Source organism: Micromonospora sp. NPDC049230 (genome assembly GCF_040647875.1).
Classification (GTDB): Bacteria; Actinomycetota; Actinomycetes; order Mycobacteriales; family Micromonosporaceae; genus Micromonospora.
In genome coordinates this window covers 212,894-231,790 of the sequence record NZ_JBEZCZ010000004.1, presented here as the reverse complement: position 1 = coordinate 231,790, position 18,897 = coordinate 212,894, and the positions used below count along the sequence as shown (strand labels likewise).

The following is an 18,897-nucleotide window of genomic DNA, read 5'->3' as shown; positions in this document are numbered from 1 at the left end:
TTCGGCCTGCTACTACAGTCGGGTCGTGCCCGGCGCGCCGCTCAAGCCGATGCTCGCGATGACCGGGCCGCTCCCGGCGGGTGCCGACTGGGCGTACGAGTTCAAGTGGGACGGGGTCCGCGCGCTCGCCGACATCCGCGGCGGCGACCAGCACCTGTACGCCCGCTCCGGCGTGGAGATCACCGCCGCGTACCCCGAACTGGCCACCCTCAACGAGCAGGTCGACGACGCCCTGCTCGACGGCGAGGTGGTGCTGCTCGGTGCGGGCGGGCAGCCGTCGTTCACCGCGTTGGCCGAGCGGATGCACGTCCGGGACCGGGCCAAGGCAGCCCGGCTGGCCGCGGTCATGCCGGTGACGTACATGATCTTCGACGTGCTCCGCCTCGACGGCGACGACCTGACCGGGTGGCCGTACGAGCGCCGCCGGGAGGCCCTGGACGCCCTCGCCCTCGGTGGTCTCCGCTGGGCGGTGCCGCCGGTCTTCGCCGACGGCCCCGCCACCTACGAGGCCGCCGGGGAGCACGGTCTGGAGGGCGTCATGGCCAAGCGGGTCGGTGCCGTCTACCGCCCGGGGGTGCGCTCGCCGGACTGGGTGAAGGTCAAGCTGGAGGTGACCGGCGACTTCGTCATCGGCGGTTGGCGACCGGGCGCGCGTCGGATCGGCGGGCTGCTGGTCGGCGTGCCCGGCCCGGACGGCCGGTTGGTCTACCGGGGTCGGGTCGGTGGCGGCATCGGCGCGGCCATCGAACGGCAGCTCCTCGCCGAGCTGGAGCCGCTGCGCTCCGGCGTGTCACCGTTCGCGCCGGGTGTTCCGCGCGAGGATGCCCGGGGTGCCATCTGGGTAGGACCCCGGGTGGTGGTGGAGGTGAAGTACGGCCAGCGCACCCCGGACGGCCGACTGCGCTTCCCCCGGGTGCTGCGGTTGCGCCCGGACAAGCCTCCCGAGGAGGTCGACGATGCCGGCTGAGCGGCTACGGGTGGACGTCGAGGGTCGCCCGTTGGAGCTTTCCAACCTGGACAAGGTGCTCTACCCGGCGGCCGGCTTCACCAAGGGTGAGGTCATCGACTACTACACCCGGATCTCGCCGGTGCTGCTGCCGCACCTGCGCGACCGGCCGGTGACCCGGATCCGCTTCCCCAACGGGGTCGACGACAAGTCGTTCTTCGAGAAGAACACCCCGGCCGCGACCCCGGACTGGGTGCGTGTGGAAAACCTGCCCGCGCCGGGGTCGACGAAGGGTCGGGAGACGATCGACTACGTGGTCGCCGACGACCTGCCCACCCTGGTCTGGCTGGCCAACCTTGCCGCGTTGGAGCTGCACACGCCGCAGTGGAAGGTCGGCGAACACCCGGACATGATGGTCGTCGACCTGGACCCGGGGCCGCCGGCCGGGCTCGCCGAGTGCTGTCCGGTGGCGGTGCTGATGCGCGACCGGCTCGCCGACGACGGCATCGAGTCGTACCCGAAGACGTCCGGCAAGAAGGGCATGCAGCTCTGCTGCCCGATCGCCGGCACCCAGTCCTCCGACGACGTCTCCGCGTACGCCCGGCGGATCGCCCAGGAGCTGGAGAAGGAGCACCCGAAGCTGATCGTGTCGAGGATGGCGAAGAACCTGCGCCCCGGCAAGGTCTTCATCGACTGGAGCCAGAACAACGCGGCGAAGACCACTGTCGCCCCGTACTCGCTGCGGGCCCAGTCGGTGCCGTCGGTGTCGACGCCGCTGACCTGGGACGAGGTCGAGGCCGGCGCCCGCGGCCGGAAACCGGCCGTCCGCCAGTTCACCGCCGCCGAGGTGCTGACCCGGGTCGAGGAGTACGACGACCTGCTCGCCCCGCTGCTCGACGGCGGCCCGGAACTGCCGGCCTAGCAAGCCGACCGAGCGGGCGCGGACCACAGGCCCTGAACCGGGTCGTAAGAGTTGTTCTTGTTCGGTACCGTCCGAGCCCCAACTCCTCACCACACGGGGGCACCCTTGACGAAGTCCTTCACTTCCCGCCGCGTCCTGGCCTGGACCGCGCCCGTGGCGCTGGCGCTGACCGCGCTCGCCCCGGCCCTGCCGGCCCAGGCCGCGGCGAAGCCCACCCCCATCGTCACCGCCGGTCCGGTCGACAAGGACCTCAACGGTGACGGCGTCGCGGACCTGGTCGCTGTCGGTGGCCCAGGCACTCGCCTGGCCTCCGGGGTCTGGTCGGCGCTGGGCCTGAAGTCTCGCAGGACCGGCGTCGGCACCGGCGAAGTGCAGACCCCGGCCACCAACATCGGCCTACTCGGCAATGGTGTCACCGGAAACGAGTCCGGGGCGGACTTCGACGGCGCCCAGGTCATCACCGGTCGCTTCACCGGCACCGAACGCCAGGACTTCCTCTACTACTACCCGACCGGCACCGCCGCCGGTATCGGCGGCGTCCTCCGCGGTGCCGGAGACGGCACGATGCCCAGCCCCTACAACAACCAGTTCTCCATTCCGGGCGAGTTTCTGGCCGACGCCAACGGCAACAGCCCGCTGCAACTCGCGAACGCGTTCCAGGCTGACGGCGTCGACACCGGCATCCCGGATCTGTTCGGCATCGCCGGCGACGCCACCAACGGCTACCGGCTCGGCTACCACCCCAACTTCTCCGCGCCGGGCCTCTACTTCGGTGTCACCGACCTGACCAACCCCACGCCGACCGGCGCGGCGGACTGGCAGAACTGGACCATCGCCAGCACCGAGACCGCGTCGGGGGTGGCTCTCTTCCTGCGTAACGCTGGCACCGGGCACCTGTACCTGTGGACCGGGGTCACCATGGTCGACAACGGTGACGGCACCGGCACGTTGACGCACACCCAGTACCGGGTGGCGACGAACTGGAACACCGGCGTCGCGATCAGCGCGTTGCAGGCCGCCGACATCAACGCCGACGGCACCCCGGACCTGTGGACGGTGCTGCCGAATGGCACCTACCGGGCGTACCTGATCTCGGGGTTGTCCAGCAGTGGCACCGCGACGGTCACCGCCACCCGCGCCCGGCGGCTTGCCTAACCTCCCGGGGTGCACCGCCACCTTCCAGCCCGGCGGGGTGGGACAACCTCCGGCAGACGTGACAACTTTCGGTGACCTTCCGGTGTGAAGGCGCGTGACGACCGGAGGCGTACCGGCCGGGATCGCGATCGTCTGGACACACCTCGCGGGCGGCGGCCACTCGGCCGCCGCCCGCGAGGGTTGGTGCGGTCAGCGTCGGGCGGTGGCCTTTGCCTTGCCCGGCTTGGCCTTGGCCTTGGCCTTCGGTATCGAGCCGGTGTCCAGGTTGGCCGCAGCCTTGGCCTTGGCCTCGCTCGACTGGGCGAGGGTTGCCGGGCTGGACGAGCTGACCCCCAGGGCGAGGAGGTCCCAGCCGATCCAGAACGGTCCCGGCGTCTCGATCGACAGGGTGAGTGCGATGTTTATCGACTCGCCCGTTGGCAACCCACCGATCGGCAGCGGCAGGCTGAAGCGGGTGAACAGCCCGCCGCCCGGTGGGTCCTCTGCCGGGAAGTCCATCGGCAGGTTGTTCACCGTGACGATCCTGCCGTCGCTCAGCGTGATTGTGCTGGTCGGTGTCGCCGGGTTGGCAGCCCGCAGGTCGGCGTAGGGGGGCGGGGTTGTCGAGCCGGCCGGTGGGAGCGGCCCATTCTTTTGGCTGATTGTGGAGATCCGCAGGATGATCTGGGTCGCTGGAGTGGTGGCCCGGTTGGTGATCACTCGCCGGAGGACCATCTTCCGTGAGCTGGTCGGGGTGGCCGGGATGTACTCTCGGTTGGGCGCGACATTGGCGCGCACGCCCGGATCCAGCAGGGTCGCCTGGATCACGTCGTTGCGGACCCGCGCCCCACTTGAGTTGCGCGGGAACGGTGACCCGAGCGCCGACGGCACTCCGTTGATCGGGCCCAGCACGGTGGCGACCAGCCGGAAGTCGGACAGGTTGTTTCCGGTGTCCAACGGCTTGCCGGCGTGCCGCAGCCGGGCCCAGGTGGCGCGGACGTACGGCTGGCTGGTGAACGCCTGTAGCGCGGTGCCGCGATGGAAGCCGTCTGCGGAGCCGGCGGCGTCGGCCAGTGTGCCGGCCTCCGGCGTCGCGGCATCAGGGAACTTGACTCGCAGGCCGCCGGCCTCGCCGAGGTAGGGGACCATCACGTCCGGTTCGGCGACCGATCCCAGCGCGTAACGCGGCGCGGTGATCAGGAAGGCGGCCCCGGGCTCCATGGCCAGCCTGGTCGCGGGCACTGTGACAACCGTGCCATCGGGTGCCTCGATCCGGATGCCGGTCACCGGCATGGGGATCGGTGCGGCGTTGTAGAGCGACACGTACTGGTCGAGTGGCCCGCCGATGCCGGACTGACGGAACTCCGAGATCAGCAGTTGGCCGGTCTCCCCGTTCACCTGGACATTCACCGTGTTGGAGAAGGCGACCGCGTTGGTGTTCGTGGAGTTGTACTGCACCTGGAAGGTGTTCACCCCGAACTGCGGCATCCGGACGGTGAACGTGGCCCGGCTGAAGGTGATGGGAAAGGTGCCGAGCAGGGTGGTGGCCCCGCCGGCCTTGTCGGAGAGGTCGACAGTGCCCTGTGCCTCGCCGGGGCCGATGTTGACCGTGAAGGTCACCTCGTGCGCGAAGACCGCCGTCGTCTGGCTGGCCGCCAGGGTGACCACACTGCGCTCCTGGACCACCAGGCGGATCTGCTGGACGTCTGTCGCGCCGAAGGCGTCGATCACCTGCACGTCGACCCCGTAGGTGCCGGCCTGGGTGGGCGCCCCCTCGATCAACCCGTTGGCCGGGCCCAGGGTCAGGCCGGGCGGCAGTGCGCCGGACGCGACGGACCAGGCGAACGGCGCGGTCCCGCCGAGCACGTTGAGCCGGTCGGTGTAGGGGGCGCCCACCTCGGCGAGCGGAGGCGTCGGGGCGATGAGTTGGGGTCGTGCGTTGATCTCGAGGACGATCAGGCGGGTGCCCTCCAGCCCGGTGGCGTCGCGCACGCGGAAGATGACCGGGTAGAGGCCGTCGGTGGTGGGCACGCCGGTGATGGCGCCGGTGTTGGCTTGCAGCGACAGCCCGGGGGGCAGATCTCCGGAGATCGGGCTCGGGGCGATCGACCAGGTGTAGGGCGGTACGCCCTGGGAGACGACGAGGTTTCCCAGGTAGGACGCGTTGACAGTGCCCTCGCCGCCGACGAAGTCGATGTTTGGCGACACATCCAGGGTGACCGGCAGGGACGGTGCCGATTCCGGACCGGTGCCGAGCGCGGTGCGGGCCGCCACAGTGAACGTGTAGGTGACCGACGAGACCAGGCCGGTCGCGGTCGCGGTGATCACCGGCGGCACGACCTGCGCGGGCTGGGGAACCTCAGCGATGTACGGGGTGATGACGTAACCGGTGATCGTGGCCCCGCCGTCGGAGGCCGGTCGGGTCCAGCTCAACACGGCCGTGATGGAGCCGCCGTTGACCGCGACGATGGTGGGCGCGCTCGGCAGGGCGAGCACCCGGGGCAGAGCTGACGGTTTGCTGGCCGGGCCGGTGCCGACGCTGTTGGTCGCGGCGACGGTGAAGGTCCACTTTCCGCTGGTCGAGATCTTCACCGGGCGGCTCGTGGTCGAGGCGTCGAAGGTCGCCGGTTTGGTGGCCTTGCCGTTGCGGTACGGCGTCACCACGTACCCGGTGATCGTGCTGCCGTTCGCCGCCGGCTTCTTCCAGGTGACCAGGGCGGTGCCGCCGCGCTTGCCGGCGGTTGGGCGGGCGGGTGCGGCGGGCTTATTGGCGGCCTTGGCCGCCGGCTTGCTGGCCACGGCGGCCTTGCCAGCCATGGCGGCCTTCGCCGAGTCGGTGAACACGGCTGGTGATCTGCTGGCGGCCATGCTGGGTTGGGTGGCCGAGGCGGCGCCCGGTGGGCGGGCGGACGCTGGTGCGGGGCCCATTGCGGCGACGACAAGTGCGACGGCAAGCACCGATCCCGCGAGCGCCCGGATACGACTCGAACTCGACATGCGACTCCTAGCTCTAGATGCGCAAAACTCGCTTCAGGTCCGATCGCGGCTGCCGTGGCACCACTGCGGCGGTCGCCGCAGCTCGCCCGGTGGACAATTTCCGCCGGACCTGAACGTGAGCCTCCATCTCATTTAATGAGATAAATGCACTTAGATATATAGCATGTCGGTGTCGTGCGGGCGCAATAGGAAGAACGACACTCTCTGGCCCCGTCGGATCGGAATAGTCGCAATTCCTGGTCGTGCGCGCTGGAGTCGAGTGAGCCGAGAGGGTTACGGTCATTAATCAGACAGTCGCGGGCGTTGCACTTGATCTCGGAATGTCCTCTGACCTGGTGCTTTGCCGATCGCCATCATCATTTGTGATCAGTTCGCCGAGGTGTCGATCTTGCGTGGTTCATGGGATTGTGCGGTGGTTGTCAATGTCGGCGCCGATGGTGCGGCCGTTTTTCTCACTGCCTTGTGCGCGACCGCAAAAACTGTTCGACTCTGGCATCGACGAGACGGCCAGGTGTCGCTAAGCCTTGTGCTGGCGAAAAAGGGGGCCCGGCGTCACGCGGGTGGACGCCGGGCCCGATCGGTGCCGGGTCAGCGGTGCTCGAAGACCTTCCGGCTGGGGCCGAGCCGCAGCAGCACCGTCTCGCCGGTGGCGTCCTGCACCCCGTCGTTGTCGGTGATCGCGTACACCTCGCCGTTGCCGGCCACGGTCAGGCCCTCCAGCTTCTCCTGGGTCCAGCCGTTCGTGGCGCGCAGCGCGGGCAGCACGTCGACGGCGAGCGTCTTCGGCAGCACGGTCAGCGGGCCGGTCGCCGCTGCGGCGGGCAGCGGCACCGTGTAGATCCGCTTGACCGTGGCGGCCGGGCCGTTCAGCTTGTCCCGCTCGATGACCGCGAGCCGGTCGCCGACCACTGTGATCTCGGAGAGGCCCATCCAGTCACCGGGCACGGTGGTGGCGCCCAGCTGGTAGCCGTACCAGCTCCAGGTGCCCGCCGTGACGTCGTAGCGGCCCAGCCGGACGATCCCGGCCGGGTCGGTGCTCAGCTCCCGCTGCACGGCCACCCAGACGATCTCCCGGCCCTGCCGGTCGGTGGTCGCCGTGACGCCCTCCAAGCCCTGCTTGCCCAGGGCGGCGGCGACCTCGGCGGGCAGCGCGACGGTCTGCCGGGTCACCCCGGCGGCGTCGAGCCGGACCAGCTTGTTCTCCGCACCCTTGGCACCCTCGACGGCGAGCCAGAAGCCGCCCTGCGGGCGGGCGACGATGCCCTCCGCGTCGTACCCGACCGGTGCGTCAGCCGCGTCCCGCACCGGCAGCGCGCCGGTGATCACCGCGGGTGACCGCTTCGCGTCGATGGTGAGGATCCGGGTCTGGCCGTACGCCGCGTCGGTGACGCTGTAGAGCTGGTCCCGCTTGCCCGGCACCGCGCTCAACGCGCCGAGCGCGCCCCAACCGATCGGGGTGCCGGTGCGGTCCGCGCCGGAGACGATGCTCGGGAACGCCGGGGTGCCCCTGCCGAGCTGGAAGAGCGACACCGAGGCGCGGACGTTGACCGAGGCGTCGTCCTCCTCACTGGAGACCGCGAGCAGCCCGCGCGACGGGATGGGCAGCAGCCCCTCGGGCCGTCAGGTCGTACCCGCACGGAGGCTGACAGCTGTCGGGGAGCGTCAGCTTGCGCCGACATGAACAGTCGGCGAAGCACCGCCCTCGGCGTTACGGGGGTCACCTGTACCGTGCGCCGGCCACCCGACACGGCCATCGGGCGACGACCGCCGCGGCCAAAGTCGTTCAGTAGGGTGGTGCCGACGCCGCACCCGGGGAGCGTGGAGATGCAGCCAACAGTCACGGCCGACCTGGTCGCCCAGCCCGCCGATGCCGAGCAGCCCCTGCTCAGCTACCGCGACGAGGCGACCGGCGAGCGCGTCGACCTGACCGCACAGCAGGTCGGTTCCTGGGCGGCACGCAGCGCGAGCCTGCTGCGGGACGGCTGCGGTCTCGGCCCCGGCAGCCGCGTAGCGGTCCTGCTGCCGCCGCACTGGCGTACCGCCGCGGTGTTGTTGGGCGCGTGGGCCTCGGGCCTGGCAGTGTCGTTCCGGCCGCGCGCCACGGCGGGCCTGGCGGTGCTCGAACCGGGCGGTGACCGGCCGTTCGACGCGGTCCTCGTGACCCCCGAGCGGCAGGACGACTGGCTGGAGGACGTGCCCGACGCCCCCCACCGCTACCTCGTCGGCACCGGCCCGGGGCCGTTGGCCGACGTGCCGCTGGGCTGGTTGGACTGGTCCGCCGAGGTGCTTCGCCACGGCGAGGCCACGCCCGACCACACCGCCATCCGCCCGTCGGACCCGGCCACCGCGGACGGCACCACCTACGGGCAGTGGGGTGCGATCGCCCAGGAGTACGCGAAGATGCTGGACCTGCGCGCCGGCGATCGACTGCTTGTCGACGCCGCCGAGCACGAGGAGCCCCTGAAGTGGCTGCTCGCGCCGCTCTCGGCCGGTGCGTCAGTGGTGATCAGCGCCAACCTCGACCCGGCGCGACGGGACGCGATTGTCGCCGCCGAGCGGGTGACGCGCATCCTCTGACGCCGTCCGGGGCAGTCGATCAACTAGCGCTCACCTATGCGCGGCCTCGCACCTTGATCGACTCGCCTTTCGTGAAATCGGGGCATCAGCCTGTCGTGGATGCCCCGATTTTCAGAAGGCCGAGTCGATCAAGCCTGTGCCGCGCGGCAGGGGGCCGGTGGTTACCGGGCGAACAGCAGGGCGGCGTCCAGGAGACGACGACGGCGGTGGCGGGTCACGCTGATGCGCGCAGCGGCCGGCTCCGCCGCGCCGGCCACGCGCACCGCCTGGCCGTGCTCGTGCGTGGCTTCTTCCGCTGAACGTCGCCGCCAAGCCCCGGCCGGCCGCTGGCTTCGCGTCAGCGCGGGCGTCGCGCACAGCGCGCCGTGTGGTCGGTGGGCAGCCCACACCGCCCGCCGCCGGGCAGTGGTCGATCACAGAACACCCAATGACGTACGCCCTGCTGGTCCTCGGCGGAGACGGTCACCCCGCCCGCTTCGACACGCGCGGTGAGCCGGACCAACACCCGAACCCGCGGTACGCGCGAAGATCCGCGCGCGCAGCAGGTCCGGCGCGGTGATCGGCAGGTGGATCACCCAACGGTCGCTCATCGGAGGCGGCGGTTCGTCGAACGGACCGTCCGCCCCGGGGTGCGCTCTCGCGTCGTACCGCTTGGGACCTGCTGCGTGAAGTGATCGCGGACATGGAGGAGCAGGACGAGCAGGTGCCGCAGCCGTTCGCCGAGCGCAGCTACTCGGGCAAGTTCAACCTCCGCGTCGGCGAAACCCTGCACCGCGAGCTGGCCATCCACGCCGCCGAGGACGGCATGAGCCTCAACCAGTACGTCCTGCGGAAGCTCAGCGCCGCCTGAGTGGTCGACAGCCCGTGGCGTGCTGGAGAGCCCAGTTGATCAACTAACTGTTCATCCCCGCTGCGCTCGCTTCTCATCAAGCTCGCCTGGCGAGTTCGCCGACGGCCGGCAGGGTCACTGAACGGCCGCGCCCACCGGCGTGCCACAGCACCTGTAGACCGGAGCGCTGGCATGCCCTCAGCCGCACTGTGGCCCCGCCGCGTCGTGACCGCGGTGGCGTTCGCCCTCACCCTGCTCGCGACGGCGGTCCCCGCCCAGGCCCACCCGTACGGCTATCCGCAGACAGTGACCATCGCGGCGGACGCGACCCGTCCCGAGGTGGTGCGCCTGACGTGGAAGGCGGGTGGCGTCGACGAACTGACCCTGCTCGGCGTCCGGCTCGGCCTGCTGCCGCAGGACCGTGTTCTGCTCGACGGCGCGATCTCCTTCCAGGCTTCGGACGCGAGAATCCTCGCCTCGTCCGCGCCGTTCACGAACTACCTGCTCACGCAGATGACGGTGAGCAGCGACGGACACGCGTGCGCCGGCACCGTCGACCCGCCGGGCGACCTCGCGGGCTCCGGTGTGGACGTCGACTACACCTGCGCGGGGCCGATTGGCGCGGCCCGCATCGAGGTCCGGATGTTGAGCGATCTCGACCCCGCGTACCAGACGGTGGCGACCGGCCCGCAGGGCCAGCGCCAGGTGTACGGCCCCGGCCGGTACGCCCACGACTGGGCGCTCGGCGACGCGCCCGCCGCGAGCGGGGCGAACGTCGCCGACGACGACCGCGCGACCGCCGGGAAGGTCGCCCGGAGTGTCGGCCCCCTGCTGCTCGTCGCGGCCGTCGTCACACTGCTGCGACGCCAGGTACGTCGCCGGCGGGTCGCCCGCCCCCGACAGTCGTCCTGAGACCGGCCACCCGCTCTGGCCCCCCTTGCCCGCCACGGTCGGCATTCCGGTGCTCGACGTCGGCGGTTCCTCGCGCCCAACAAAGGAGAAACCTCGCCATGACGCACGCACCACGTGCGCGTAGGAAGCGAACACACGGACTCCTGTCCGCGGTGGCGCTCCTGCTCATCGCCGGACCGGCGACGACCCTCAGCCCCACCCTCGCCGGAGCGCAGACGGTCCCGACCAGCGGTAACATGCCGCTGATCAACCTGACCGACGGGCAGAACGTCGAAGGCACGGTCCCCGTCGTCGTCGAGCCGGTCACCGAGAACGACTCGGTCACCACCCTCGCCGTCGACGGCGACCGGATCGGCGCCACCAAGACCGCCGGCACCGCCCACTTCGCCTTCGAGATGGGCGGCAACGGCACCGAAGCCCGCTACCGCAACTACATCACAGTCAACGGCCACACCGCCGAGGCCGACCGGGTGTACCTCCCGGACATCCCGGGCGGGCAGGTCGGCACCCTCGACTTCCCCGGTGACTGGTTGCAGCCCGGCACGAACACCGTCACCGTCCAGGCCGGAGCGAACTGGGTCGACACGACCACCAAGACCGCCGTCGGCTACGAGGAGTTGCCGAACGGTGAGGGTGGCCGCTGCCCCAACTACGACGACTACGCGTTGAGCAGCATCAGCCTCAGCCTGCTCGGCGTGGTCGCCGACGGTGAGCAGAACCTGTTCAGCTACAGCTTCGGCGACGGCACCTGCGGCAGCTCCGCGAAGCTGCTCAACCAGGCCCTGACCTTCGTCATCTCCGGCCAACCGGGCAGCACCTCCGGCCTGCGTACCGACCTGGACACCACGAAGCTGACCAACGGTACGCACACGGTCAGCGCGACCACCCTGTCGGGCGCGAAGACGTCGGTGACTGTCGACGTCAACAACTCACCGGCAGGCGCCGCAGTCGTCACCCCCGGTGACGGTGCCCGTATCCGTGGCACGCGTCCGGTCATCGCCGCGCTGCCCAGCGGTGGCAAGGAGCACGTCGAGTCGCTGGCCATCGACGACAAGCCCGCCGAGAACGCGGAGGCACTGGCCACCGGCACCGCCACCCTCGGCCTCCGGGTCGAGGCGGGCAACTCCATCGAGGCCCGCTACCAGAGCTACGTGCTGGTCAACGGCCACCGGGTCGACCTCGGCGGTGACTACGGCGCCACCGGAGCGGAGGACGTCAGGCTGGCGTTCCCGACCCGGTTCCTGCACCTCGGTGACAACGTCGTCGAGATCCGGACCGGCGACTACAACGGCACTCTCAACGGTGCGACCTGCGCCAACCACGACGACTTCACCCTCACCCGGGAGGCGACGAGCCTCGCCCTGAGCACCGCGGGCACGGTGACGGCCGGCACCACGTACCTCGTCACCACAAGCGGCACGGCCGTGACGAAGGCGGAGACGACCGCCGCCACGCTGGTGTTGGGCGACGGGAACTGCGCGGCCAACAAGGACGCGGAGTTCCACTTCACCATCGCGGACGCCCCGACGACCCGCACTGTCGACACCCTCGGCAGCGGCGGCGACGCGCACCTGAAGGTGTTCGTCGGCGGCAACGGCAGCGACAACGGGTACGACAACAAGGTGCTGATCAACGGCATCCCGCTGGAGATCGGCATGTGGGAGAAGGAGGTCGCCGACCTCGCCTTCCCGAACGAGTGGCTGGTGCCCGGTGTCAACGCCGTGGAGTTCGTCGCGGGCAACGACCACGGCAGTGCCAAGCCGGGCGGCTGCGACAACTTCGACGACTTCACGCTGCGGGACTTCCAGTTGCTGCCGACAGGTGCGAAGGCGACCCAGCTGACCCGCTCGATAGCGCAGACCACTGTCACCATCGGCTCGGGGAGCTACCCGCCCGGATCCCAGGTGACCACGTACCTCGGTGACGGCACCTGCGGCAGCAGCTACAACGCGGTGCTGACCAAGATGGTCCTGTTCGACGTCACCGCGCCCGACGGCGCGGCGCTGCCGGCGCTGGGCAAGCGCGCCGACGTGGACACGACCTCGATCGCGGACGGCGTCCACACCATCAGGGCGGTCGTCGGTGACAAGACCTCGACGCGGCGCTTCACCACCGACAACACCGCCCCGGAGATCGAGAGCAGCGTGCCGGCGGCCGGGCAGCGGCTGACCGCGGCGGTCGCGCTCAACCTCAAGGTCAAGGACGCCTCCGGCGTGGCCGGTACGCCGGTCGTCACGCTGGACGGCACGGCCGTGAAGCAGGGCGACCAGATCGGCCACGGCCTGCCGGCCGGTGCGCACACCATCGCGCTGACGGCGACCGACGCGCTCGGCAACACCGCCACCCGCGAGGTGCGCTTCAGCAGTGCGAGCATCCCGGACGTTCCGACCGAGCTGAACTCGACGGTCAAGAGCACGGACCCGCTCTCGGCCGAGTTGTCCGCCCGGATCCCCGGCGCCGAGGGCGTCGGGCTGACCGCCACCTTCACCAGGGCGGACGTGGTCCTGCCCACGAGCGGCTACCAGGGCGAGGCGGCCGACGTGCCGACCACGCTCGACGTCCAGCACGACAAGACCGTCGACGTCGCCTCGCTGCGTCCGCTCGACGGTGCGACGATCGACACCCCGTCCAGCCGTGGGGTGATCTTCCAGCGGTACGACCTGCCGCTGGGCGCGACCAAGCAGGAGCCGACACTGCGCTGGTCGGGCACCGTCGACCCGGCGCGGATCGTGGCGCTGCGGGCGTGGCACCCGGCCACCAAGAAATGGGTGGTGCTGACCAGTTCGCGGGGGCAGGTCGGGCAGGACACCGTCCTGACCGCGCAGATCGAGGCCGGCTACCACGACGGCCGCGTCGTGCACGTGCTGGTCACCGGCGAGGACCCGTTCGCCGACGACCTGTCGCCGCACGACGCGTCGGCACAGAACGACAAGGACCGCTTCGAGGATCCCGCGTCGTACGACTTCTCGCTGGCGCACTTCACCGACACCCAGTACGTCACCGAGGGTGCGGCCGGCGGCACGTACGACGACTTCGACGGCAACGCCGAGCCCTCCGACGTCGAGACTGCCGAGGAGCAGGCGATCTGGTCGGCGGCGTACCGCGACCAGATGCAGTGGATCGCCGACAACGCGGCCAGCCGCAAGATCGCGTACGCCGCGCACACCGGCGACGTCATCGAGAACGACTACTACGACCCACTCGCCAAGAACCCGGACGGCACGCTGAAGCGGCCCGGCCTGCACGAGCAGGTGGAGAAGGAGTTGGCCACCGCCTCCGGTTTCCAGAAGATCCTCGACGACAACGGTGTGGTCAACCAGGTCATCGCGGGCAACCACGACGACCAGTTGGGCGCCGAGACGGGCCCCACGTCCCGGTTCAGCCGGACCTTCAGCGCCGACCGGTACTACGGGACGGCGAAGTCCTGGCCGAGGGGCACCGAATACCACGCGTGGGACGAGGTGACAAAGGCCGACGGTACGGTCACGCCGGGCAAGGACAACCAGAACAACTACCTGCTCTTCTCCGCCGGTGGCCTGGACTTCGTGGCGGTCGGCCTGTCCTACGGCGTCACGCCGGCCGAGGCCAAGTGGGCTGACTCGATCTTCAAGCGGTACAAGGACCGCAACGGGATCCTGCTCTCCCACGACTACCTGAAGCCGTCGCCCAACCCCGACGGCCGTGGGGCGGACTTCTCCGCACCGGACGGCTCGCCGCTCTTCAAACAGGTCGTCGAGACCAACCCGAACGTCTTCCTGGTCCTCGCCGGCCACGAGCACGGCGTCGGCACCAACCTGAAGTCGAAGATCGGCGTGACAGTCAGCCACGACGTCGTCGAACTGCTGGCGGACTACCAGTTCTACACGGTGACCGCCGCCGAGCTGTGGCCGAAGCAGGTGGCTACCGACGGCACCATCGATGTCAACGGGGACGGCAAACCGGACCACAAGGCCACCGACCGGTTGCAGTTCGGGGCGAGCTTCCTGCGTCTGCTCCAGTTCGACGTGGACCGGTCCGAGATGCACATCGACACGTACTCGCCGTTCCTGAAGAACTTCGGCGCGACCGAGTACGACGTCCGCCAGGACGGCAGCCAGCCCAAGCCGCGCTACAACGGCTCGGAGGACAACCTGACACTGCCGGTGGACCTCACCACCCGCAAGACCTCGTTCGCCACCGACTCGCTGGCCGCGTACGTGCCGTCCGGCACGATCGGCACCGACGCTGTCACCTCGAACGGTGTCGCCACGGCGACCTGGGACAAGCTCCTGCCAGGCACCTCGTACGGCTGGATCGTCTCCGCGAGGAGCGCCGACGGCGGCGAGGCGGTGGCCCAGCCGGCCGTGTTCACGACCGCCAAGCAGGTCCCGACGATGACAGTCACCGCCGCCCCGGCCACCTGGGGCACCGCGGCGACGGTGACCGTGCGGGTCGCGGCCGGCAGCACGCCGGTCACCGGTGCGGTGGAGTTGCGCGAAGGCACGACTGTCCGCGGCTCGGCCACGGTGACCAACGGCGTAGCGACGTTCACGCTCCCGGTGGGCCTCGCGGGTGGCCAGCACCTGCTGACCGCGTCGTATTCGGGCGACGACCACCTCACTGCGGTGCAGGCCACCACCACCCTGACGGTGAACCTGCCGGCGGAGTGGAGTTCGTCGATTGTCTACAACGACGGGGACCGGGCCACCTACCAGGGCCGGGTCTTCCGGGCCTCCTGGTACAGCAAGAACCAGAAGCCGGGCGTCGACCCCAACGGGGCCTGGCAGGAAATCGCCATGACCGAGGACGGCACGGCCATCTGGACCGCGTCGCGGATCTTCAACTCGGGCGACTTCGCGATGTACGACGGCAGGAAGTGGCGAGCCCAGTGGTACACGCGCAACCAGAAGCCGGGCGACCGCAACGGCTCCTGGGAGGAGATCGCCCCCATCCCGCCGGACAACAGCCCGGCGGCCTGGACGCTCACGAAGGTCTACAACGCCGGTGACCGGGTCTCCTTCAAGGGTCACGTCTACGAGGCGAAGTGGTGGACCCGCGGCCAGGAACCGGGTGACAGGGTCGGCCCCTGGAAGCTGATCAAGTAGTCCGGCTCGCGCAGTGCCGGCCCGGGACCGCTGCTGGTCCCGGGCCGGTGCGCGTGCGGGCCCGTGCCGTGCGGCCCCTCCCTCCTTGATCGACTCGGTTTTCAGAAAGACGGGGTGTCGACGGGCCTCGGATGCCGCGACTTCCTGAAACCCGAGTCGATCAAATCCGTGCGGTGCGGCAGGGTCGGTGGTTACAGGGCGAACAGCAGGGCGGCGTCGAGGAGGACGACGACGGCGGTGGCGAAGTGGATGCCGAAGGCTACGGCCTTCGTTCCGCCGTTGCGGAGCACGATGAGGGTGTCGCCCAGCGGGACGAGCGCGACGATCAGCATGAACCACGCGACCGCGTCGGCGGTGGTGAAGGCGATCAGGGCGAGGCCGAGCAGTCCGTAGCTGAGATCGCGTACTCCCTTGACGGTGAGGTAGGCGGGATCTCCGTCCGGCCGGGCCGGTACGCCGTACCCGGCTGCTGCGGCCTGCGGCACCAGCAGGAACCGCGCACCGATGAAGACGACGAAGAGGCTGAGCACGACGGCGAGCCCGTAGGCGAGGGGTGACAACATGGTCCGCTCCAGTTGCTAGCACTGCTAGATGTAGGAGCGACGCTAGCAGAGCATCGACAGCAACGCTAGCGGTGCTAGAATTCCGGTCATGTCGACTCAGGTGCGCCGTGAGCGCGAGCGGGCGGAACGGGAACGGGCCATCGTCGCCGCGGCACGCGACCTGGCCCTGGCGGAAGGCTGGGACGCGGTGACCACCCGACGGCTCGCCGCCGAGATCGAATACAGTCAGCCCGTCCTCTACAGCCACTTCAGGGGCAAGGACGCCATCATGGCGGCCGTCGCCGTCGAGGGCTTCGCCGAGCTGGCCACCGCGCTGGCCTCGGCCCGCGCCTCAGCCGCCGACCCCCGCCAGGCGGTCGCCGACGTCGCGGCGGCGTACGTCGCGTTCGCCGAGCAGCGTCCCGCGCTCTACGACGCGATGTTCACCCTCGCCGTTGACCTGCCGTTCGCCAGCCAGGGCGTCCCGACCGACCTGGCCCGGGGCTTCGCCGAGCTGGCCGAGACGGTGCGCCCAGCCGCCGGGGACAACGACCTGGAGACGTTCACCGAGACGTTCTGGAGCGGCCTGCACGGCCTGGTCACGCTGATGCGCAGCGGCCGGCTCCGCCGCGCCGGCCACGAGCAGCGGCTGGCAGTGCTCGTGCGTCGCTTCTCCCACTGAGCCTCGCCGGCTGGGCCCCCGCCGTCCCCGCGCCGGGCCCGACGTGTTGATCGACTCGGCTTTCAGGAAAACGCGGTATCGGACTGCCCCGGACACCCCGACTTCCTGAAAACCGAGTCGATCAAGGCCGCCGGGTCGCCGGGTCGCCGGGTCGCCGGGCGCCGACCGTCGGGCGGTCAGTCGACGGTCGGGAGGGGCGGGCCGAGGACGTCGTCGGCGTCGACGATCGTGTACGCGTACCCCTGCTCGGCGAGGAAGCGTTGCCGGTGGGCCGCGTACTCGGTGTCGATCGTGTCGCGGGAGACGACCGTGTAGAAGTGCGCCTGCCGGCCGTCGGCCTTCGGCCGGAGCACCCGGCCCAGCCGCTGCGCCTCCTCCTGCCGTGACCCGAACGTCCCGGACACCTGGATCGCCACCGCCGCCTCGGGCAGGTCGATGGAGAAGTTGCCAACCTTGGAGATGACGAGGGTCCGCAGCGAGCCGGACCGGAACGCGTCGAACAGCCGCTCCCGCTCCTTGTTGGTGGTCGAGCCCTGGATGATCGGCGCGTCGAGGTATTCGCCGAGTTGGTGCAGCTGGTCGATGTACGCGCCGATCACCAACACCTGGTCATCCGGGTGCCGCTCCACCAGCGCGCGAACCACCGGCAGCTTCGTGCGGGCGGTCGCCGCCATCCGGTAGCGCTCCTCGGCCTCCGCCGTCGCGTACGACATCCGCTCCGCGTCGGTCAGGGTCACCCGGACCTCGGTGCACTCGGCCGGGGCGATCCAGCCCTGCGACTCGATGTCCTTCCACGGCGCGTCGTACCGCTTCGGGCCGATCAGGCTGAACACGTCACCCTCGCGGCCGTCCTCGCGTACCAGAGTGGCAGTGAGGCCCAGCCGGCGGCGGGCCTGGAGGTCCGCGGTGAACCGGAAGATCGGCGCGGGCAGCAGGTGCACCTCGTCGTAGACGACCAGGCCCCAGTCGCGGGCCCCGAACAGGTCCAGGTGGGTGAACGCGCCGCCGCGCCGCGAGGTGAGCACCTGGTACGTCGCGATGGTGACCGGGCGGATCTCCTTGCGCTCGCCGGAGTATTCGCCGATCTCCTCCTCGGTCAGCGACGTGCGGGCGATCAGCTCCCGCTTCCACTGCCGGCCCGCGACGGTGTTGGTGACCAGGATCAGCGTGGTCGCCTTCGCCTCAGCCATCGCCGCCGCGCCGACCAGGGTCTTACCGGCGCCGCACGGCAGCACCACCACACCCGACCCGCCGGCCCAGAACGCCTCGACGGCCTCCCGCTGGTACGACCGCAGCGTCCACGGCTTGCGCCCGTCCTTGCCGGCCTCGGCCAGCTCGATGGGGTGCGCCTCGCCGTCCACGTAGCCGGCCAGGTCCTCCGCCGGCCAGCCCAGCTTGAGCAGGGCCTGCTTCAGGCGACCACGCTCGGACGGGTGCACCCGGATGGTGTCGTCGTCGATCTTGTCGCCGAGCATCCCGGCGAGCTTCTTGCTCTTCGCCACCTCGATCAGCACCAGCCGGTCCAGTGCGCGCAGCACCAGCCCGTACGCCGGGTCGTTGGCGAGCTGGAGCCGGCCGTACCGGTCCATCGTGTCGGCCACGTCCACGAGCAGCGCGTGCGGCACCGGGTAGCGCGAGTACTTGAGCAGCGAGTCGACCACACCCTCCGCGTCGTGCCCCGCCGCCCGGGCGTTCCACAGACCCAGTGGGGTCAGCCGATAGGTGTGCACATGCTCCGGGGAGCGCTCCAGCTCGGCGAACGGCGCGATGGCCATCCGGCAGGCCTGCGCGTCAGGGTGGTCGATCTCCAGCAGCAGCGTCTTGTCCGACTGCACGATCAGTGGTCCACCGCTCACGCCAGCGTCCTCTCCTCGGTTGGTCGTCCGGCTGGGACGGGTCGCATACCCGCCGCTGGCCGACCATCCAGTGTTGCACGATGTGGGATCCGCGAAGAAAGATGCGCGCCGACCGCAACCGTGACGGCACTTACGAACGTCTAGTAGGAGAACGACAGCCAGGGGAGGTTCCCTGACGCCTGTCCGGATTCCTTCCCGGCTGGTCGCTCTGGTGGTGGTTGTGCTGGTCGGCGCCGGTGCGTGCGCGTTCGATCCGCAGTCCGGTGGGAGTGGTGGCGGGGGAGCCGCCCCAGCCGGCGCTGCGGAACAGGTAACGGGGGTGAGCGCTGCGCCCGGGCCGGACCAGCCCAGCCGGCCCACGCCGGCCGCACCCACGCCGACGCCAAGGCCTCCCGGCTGATCGGCCGCCGCCCCGG

The 18,897-nt window shown here is 70.3% G+C and carries 12 protein-coding genes and 1 pseudogene; 8 read left to right on the top strand and 5 right to left on the bottom strand.

The annotated features are described in order from the left end of the window. Positions 1-25: 25 nt before the first annotated feature. The 3 genes from ligD (AB0A95_RS05540) to AB0A95_RS05530 all read left to right on the top strand — a co-directional run bounded on the left by ligD (AB0A95_RS05540) (position 26) and on the right by AB0A95_RS05530 (position 3,023). Entirely contained in the window at positions 26-967 is a 942-nt protein-coding gene (ligD, locus tag AB0A95_RS05540; RefSeq protein WP_357554446.1) for a non-homologous end-joining DNA ligase, read from the top strand. Next, a complete protein-coding gene (gene ligD, locus AB0A95_RS05535; protein WP_357554445.1) occupies positions 957-1,868 on the top strand; it encodes a non-homologous end-joining DNA ligase in 912 nt (303 codons plus the stop codon). Before ligD (AB0A95_RS05540) ends, ligD (AB0A95_RS05535) begins: the two co-directional genes overlap by 11 nt. Positions 1,869-1,973: 105 nt before the next feature. Then, positions 1,974-3,023 carry a hypothetical protein gene (locus AB0A95_RS05530; RefSeq protein ID WP_357554444.1) on the top strand — a complete coding sequence of 350 codons (1,050 nt, stop codon included), beginning with the start codon at positions 1,974-1,976 and terminating at the stop codon, positions 3,021-3,023. A gap of 189 nt (positions 3,024-3,212) precedes the next feature. Here AB0A95_RS05530 and AB0A95_RS05525 read toward each other — a convergent pair whose 3' ends face one another. Both AB0A95_RS05525 and AB0A95_RS05520 read right to left on the bottom strand, forming a co-directional pair. Next, positions 3,213-5,999 (bottom strand): putative Ig domain-containing protein, encoded by a 2,787-nt coding sequence (locus AB0A95_RS05525; RefSeq protein WP_357554443.1) that lies wholly within the window; start codon positions 5,997-5,999, stop codon positions 3,213-3,215. A gap of 588 nt (positions 6,000-6,587) precedes the next feature. Then, on the bottom strand, positions 6,588-7,529 hold the full coding sequence (locus tag AB0A95_RS05520) for an esterase-like activity of phytase family protein (RefSeq protein WP_357554442.1): 942 nt from the start codon (positions 7,527-7,529) through the stop codon (positions 6,588-6,590). Positions 7,530-7,823: 294 nt separating this feature from the next. On the opposite strand from AB0A95_RS05520, the gene AB0A95_RS05515 reads away from it, so the two are divergent. After that, entirely contained in the window at positions 7,824-8,576 is a 753-nt protein-coding gene (locus tag AB0A95_RS05515; protein ID WP_357554441.1) for a TIGR03089 family protein, read from the top strand. A 337-nt stretch (positions 8,577-8,913) separates the two neighbouring features. On the opposite strand, the pseudogene AB0A95_RS05510 reads toward AB0A95_RS05515, so the two are convergent. Further along, positions 8,914-9,166, bottom strand: a pseudogene (locus AB0A95_RS05510) (hypothetical protein). A gap of 92 nt (positions 9,167-9,258) precedes the next feature. Here AB0A95_RS05510 and AB0A95_RS05505 point away from each other — a divergent pair. The 3 genes from AB0A95_RS05505 to AB0A95_RS05495 all read left to right on the top strand — a co-directional run bounded on the left by AB0A95_RS05505 (position 9,259) and on the right by AB0A95_RS05495 (position 15,401). Beyond that, complete coding sequence (locus tag AB0A95_RS05505) at positions 9,259-9,426, top strand: type II toxin-antitoxin system HicB family antitoxin (RefSeq protein ID WP_357554440.1); 168 nt, start codon at positions 9,259-9,261, stop codon at positions 9,424-9,426. A 171-nt stretch (positions 9,427-9,597) separates the two neighbouring features. Continuing rightward, positions 9,598-10,317: a hypothetical protein gene (locus AB0A95_RS05500; RefSeq protein WP_357554439.1), complete on the top strand. Its 720-nt coding sequence runs from the start codon at positions 9,598-9,600 to the stop codon at positions 10,315-10,317. A gap of 152 nt (positions 10,318-10,469) precedes the next feature. Next, a complete protein-coding gene (locus AB0A95_RS05495) occupies positions 10,470-15,401 on the top strand; it encodes a carbohydrate-binding protein (protein WP_357554438.1) in 4,932 nt (1,643 codons plus the stop codon). 191 nt (positions 15,402-15,592) lie between these two features. Here AB0A95_RS05495 and AB0A95_RS05490 read toward each other — a convergent pair whose 3' ends face one another. Beyond that, a complete protein-coding gene (locus tag AB0A95_RS05490; protein ID WP_357554437.1) occupies positions 15,593-15,964 on the bottom strand; it encodes a DUF4267 domain-containing protein in 372 nt (123 codons plus the stop codon). Positions 15,965-16,052: 88 nt separating this feature from the next. Between AB0A95_RS05490 and AB0A95_RS05485 the strand changes: the two genes are divergently transcribed. Continuing rightward, a complete protein-coding gene (locus AB0A95_RS05485; protein WP_357554436.1) occupies positions 16,053-16,625 on the top strand; it encodes a TetR/AcrR family transcriptional regulator in 573 nt (190 codons plus the stop codon). 176 nt (positions 16,626-16,801) lie between these two features. Here the strand turns inward: AB0A95_RS05485 and AB0A95_RS05480 are convergent, their stop codons facing one another. Continuing rightward, a complete protein-coding gene (locus tag AB0A95_RS05480) occupies positions 16,802-18,481 on the bottom strand; it encodes a DNA repair helicase XPB (protein WP_357554435.1) in 1,680 nt (559 codons plus the stop codon). Between the last annotated feature and the right edge of the window lie 416 nt (positions 18,482-18,897).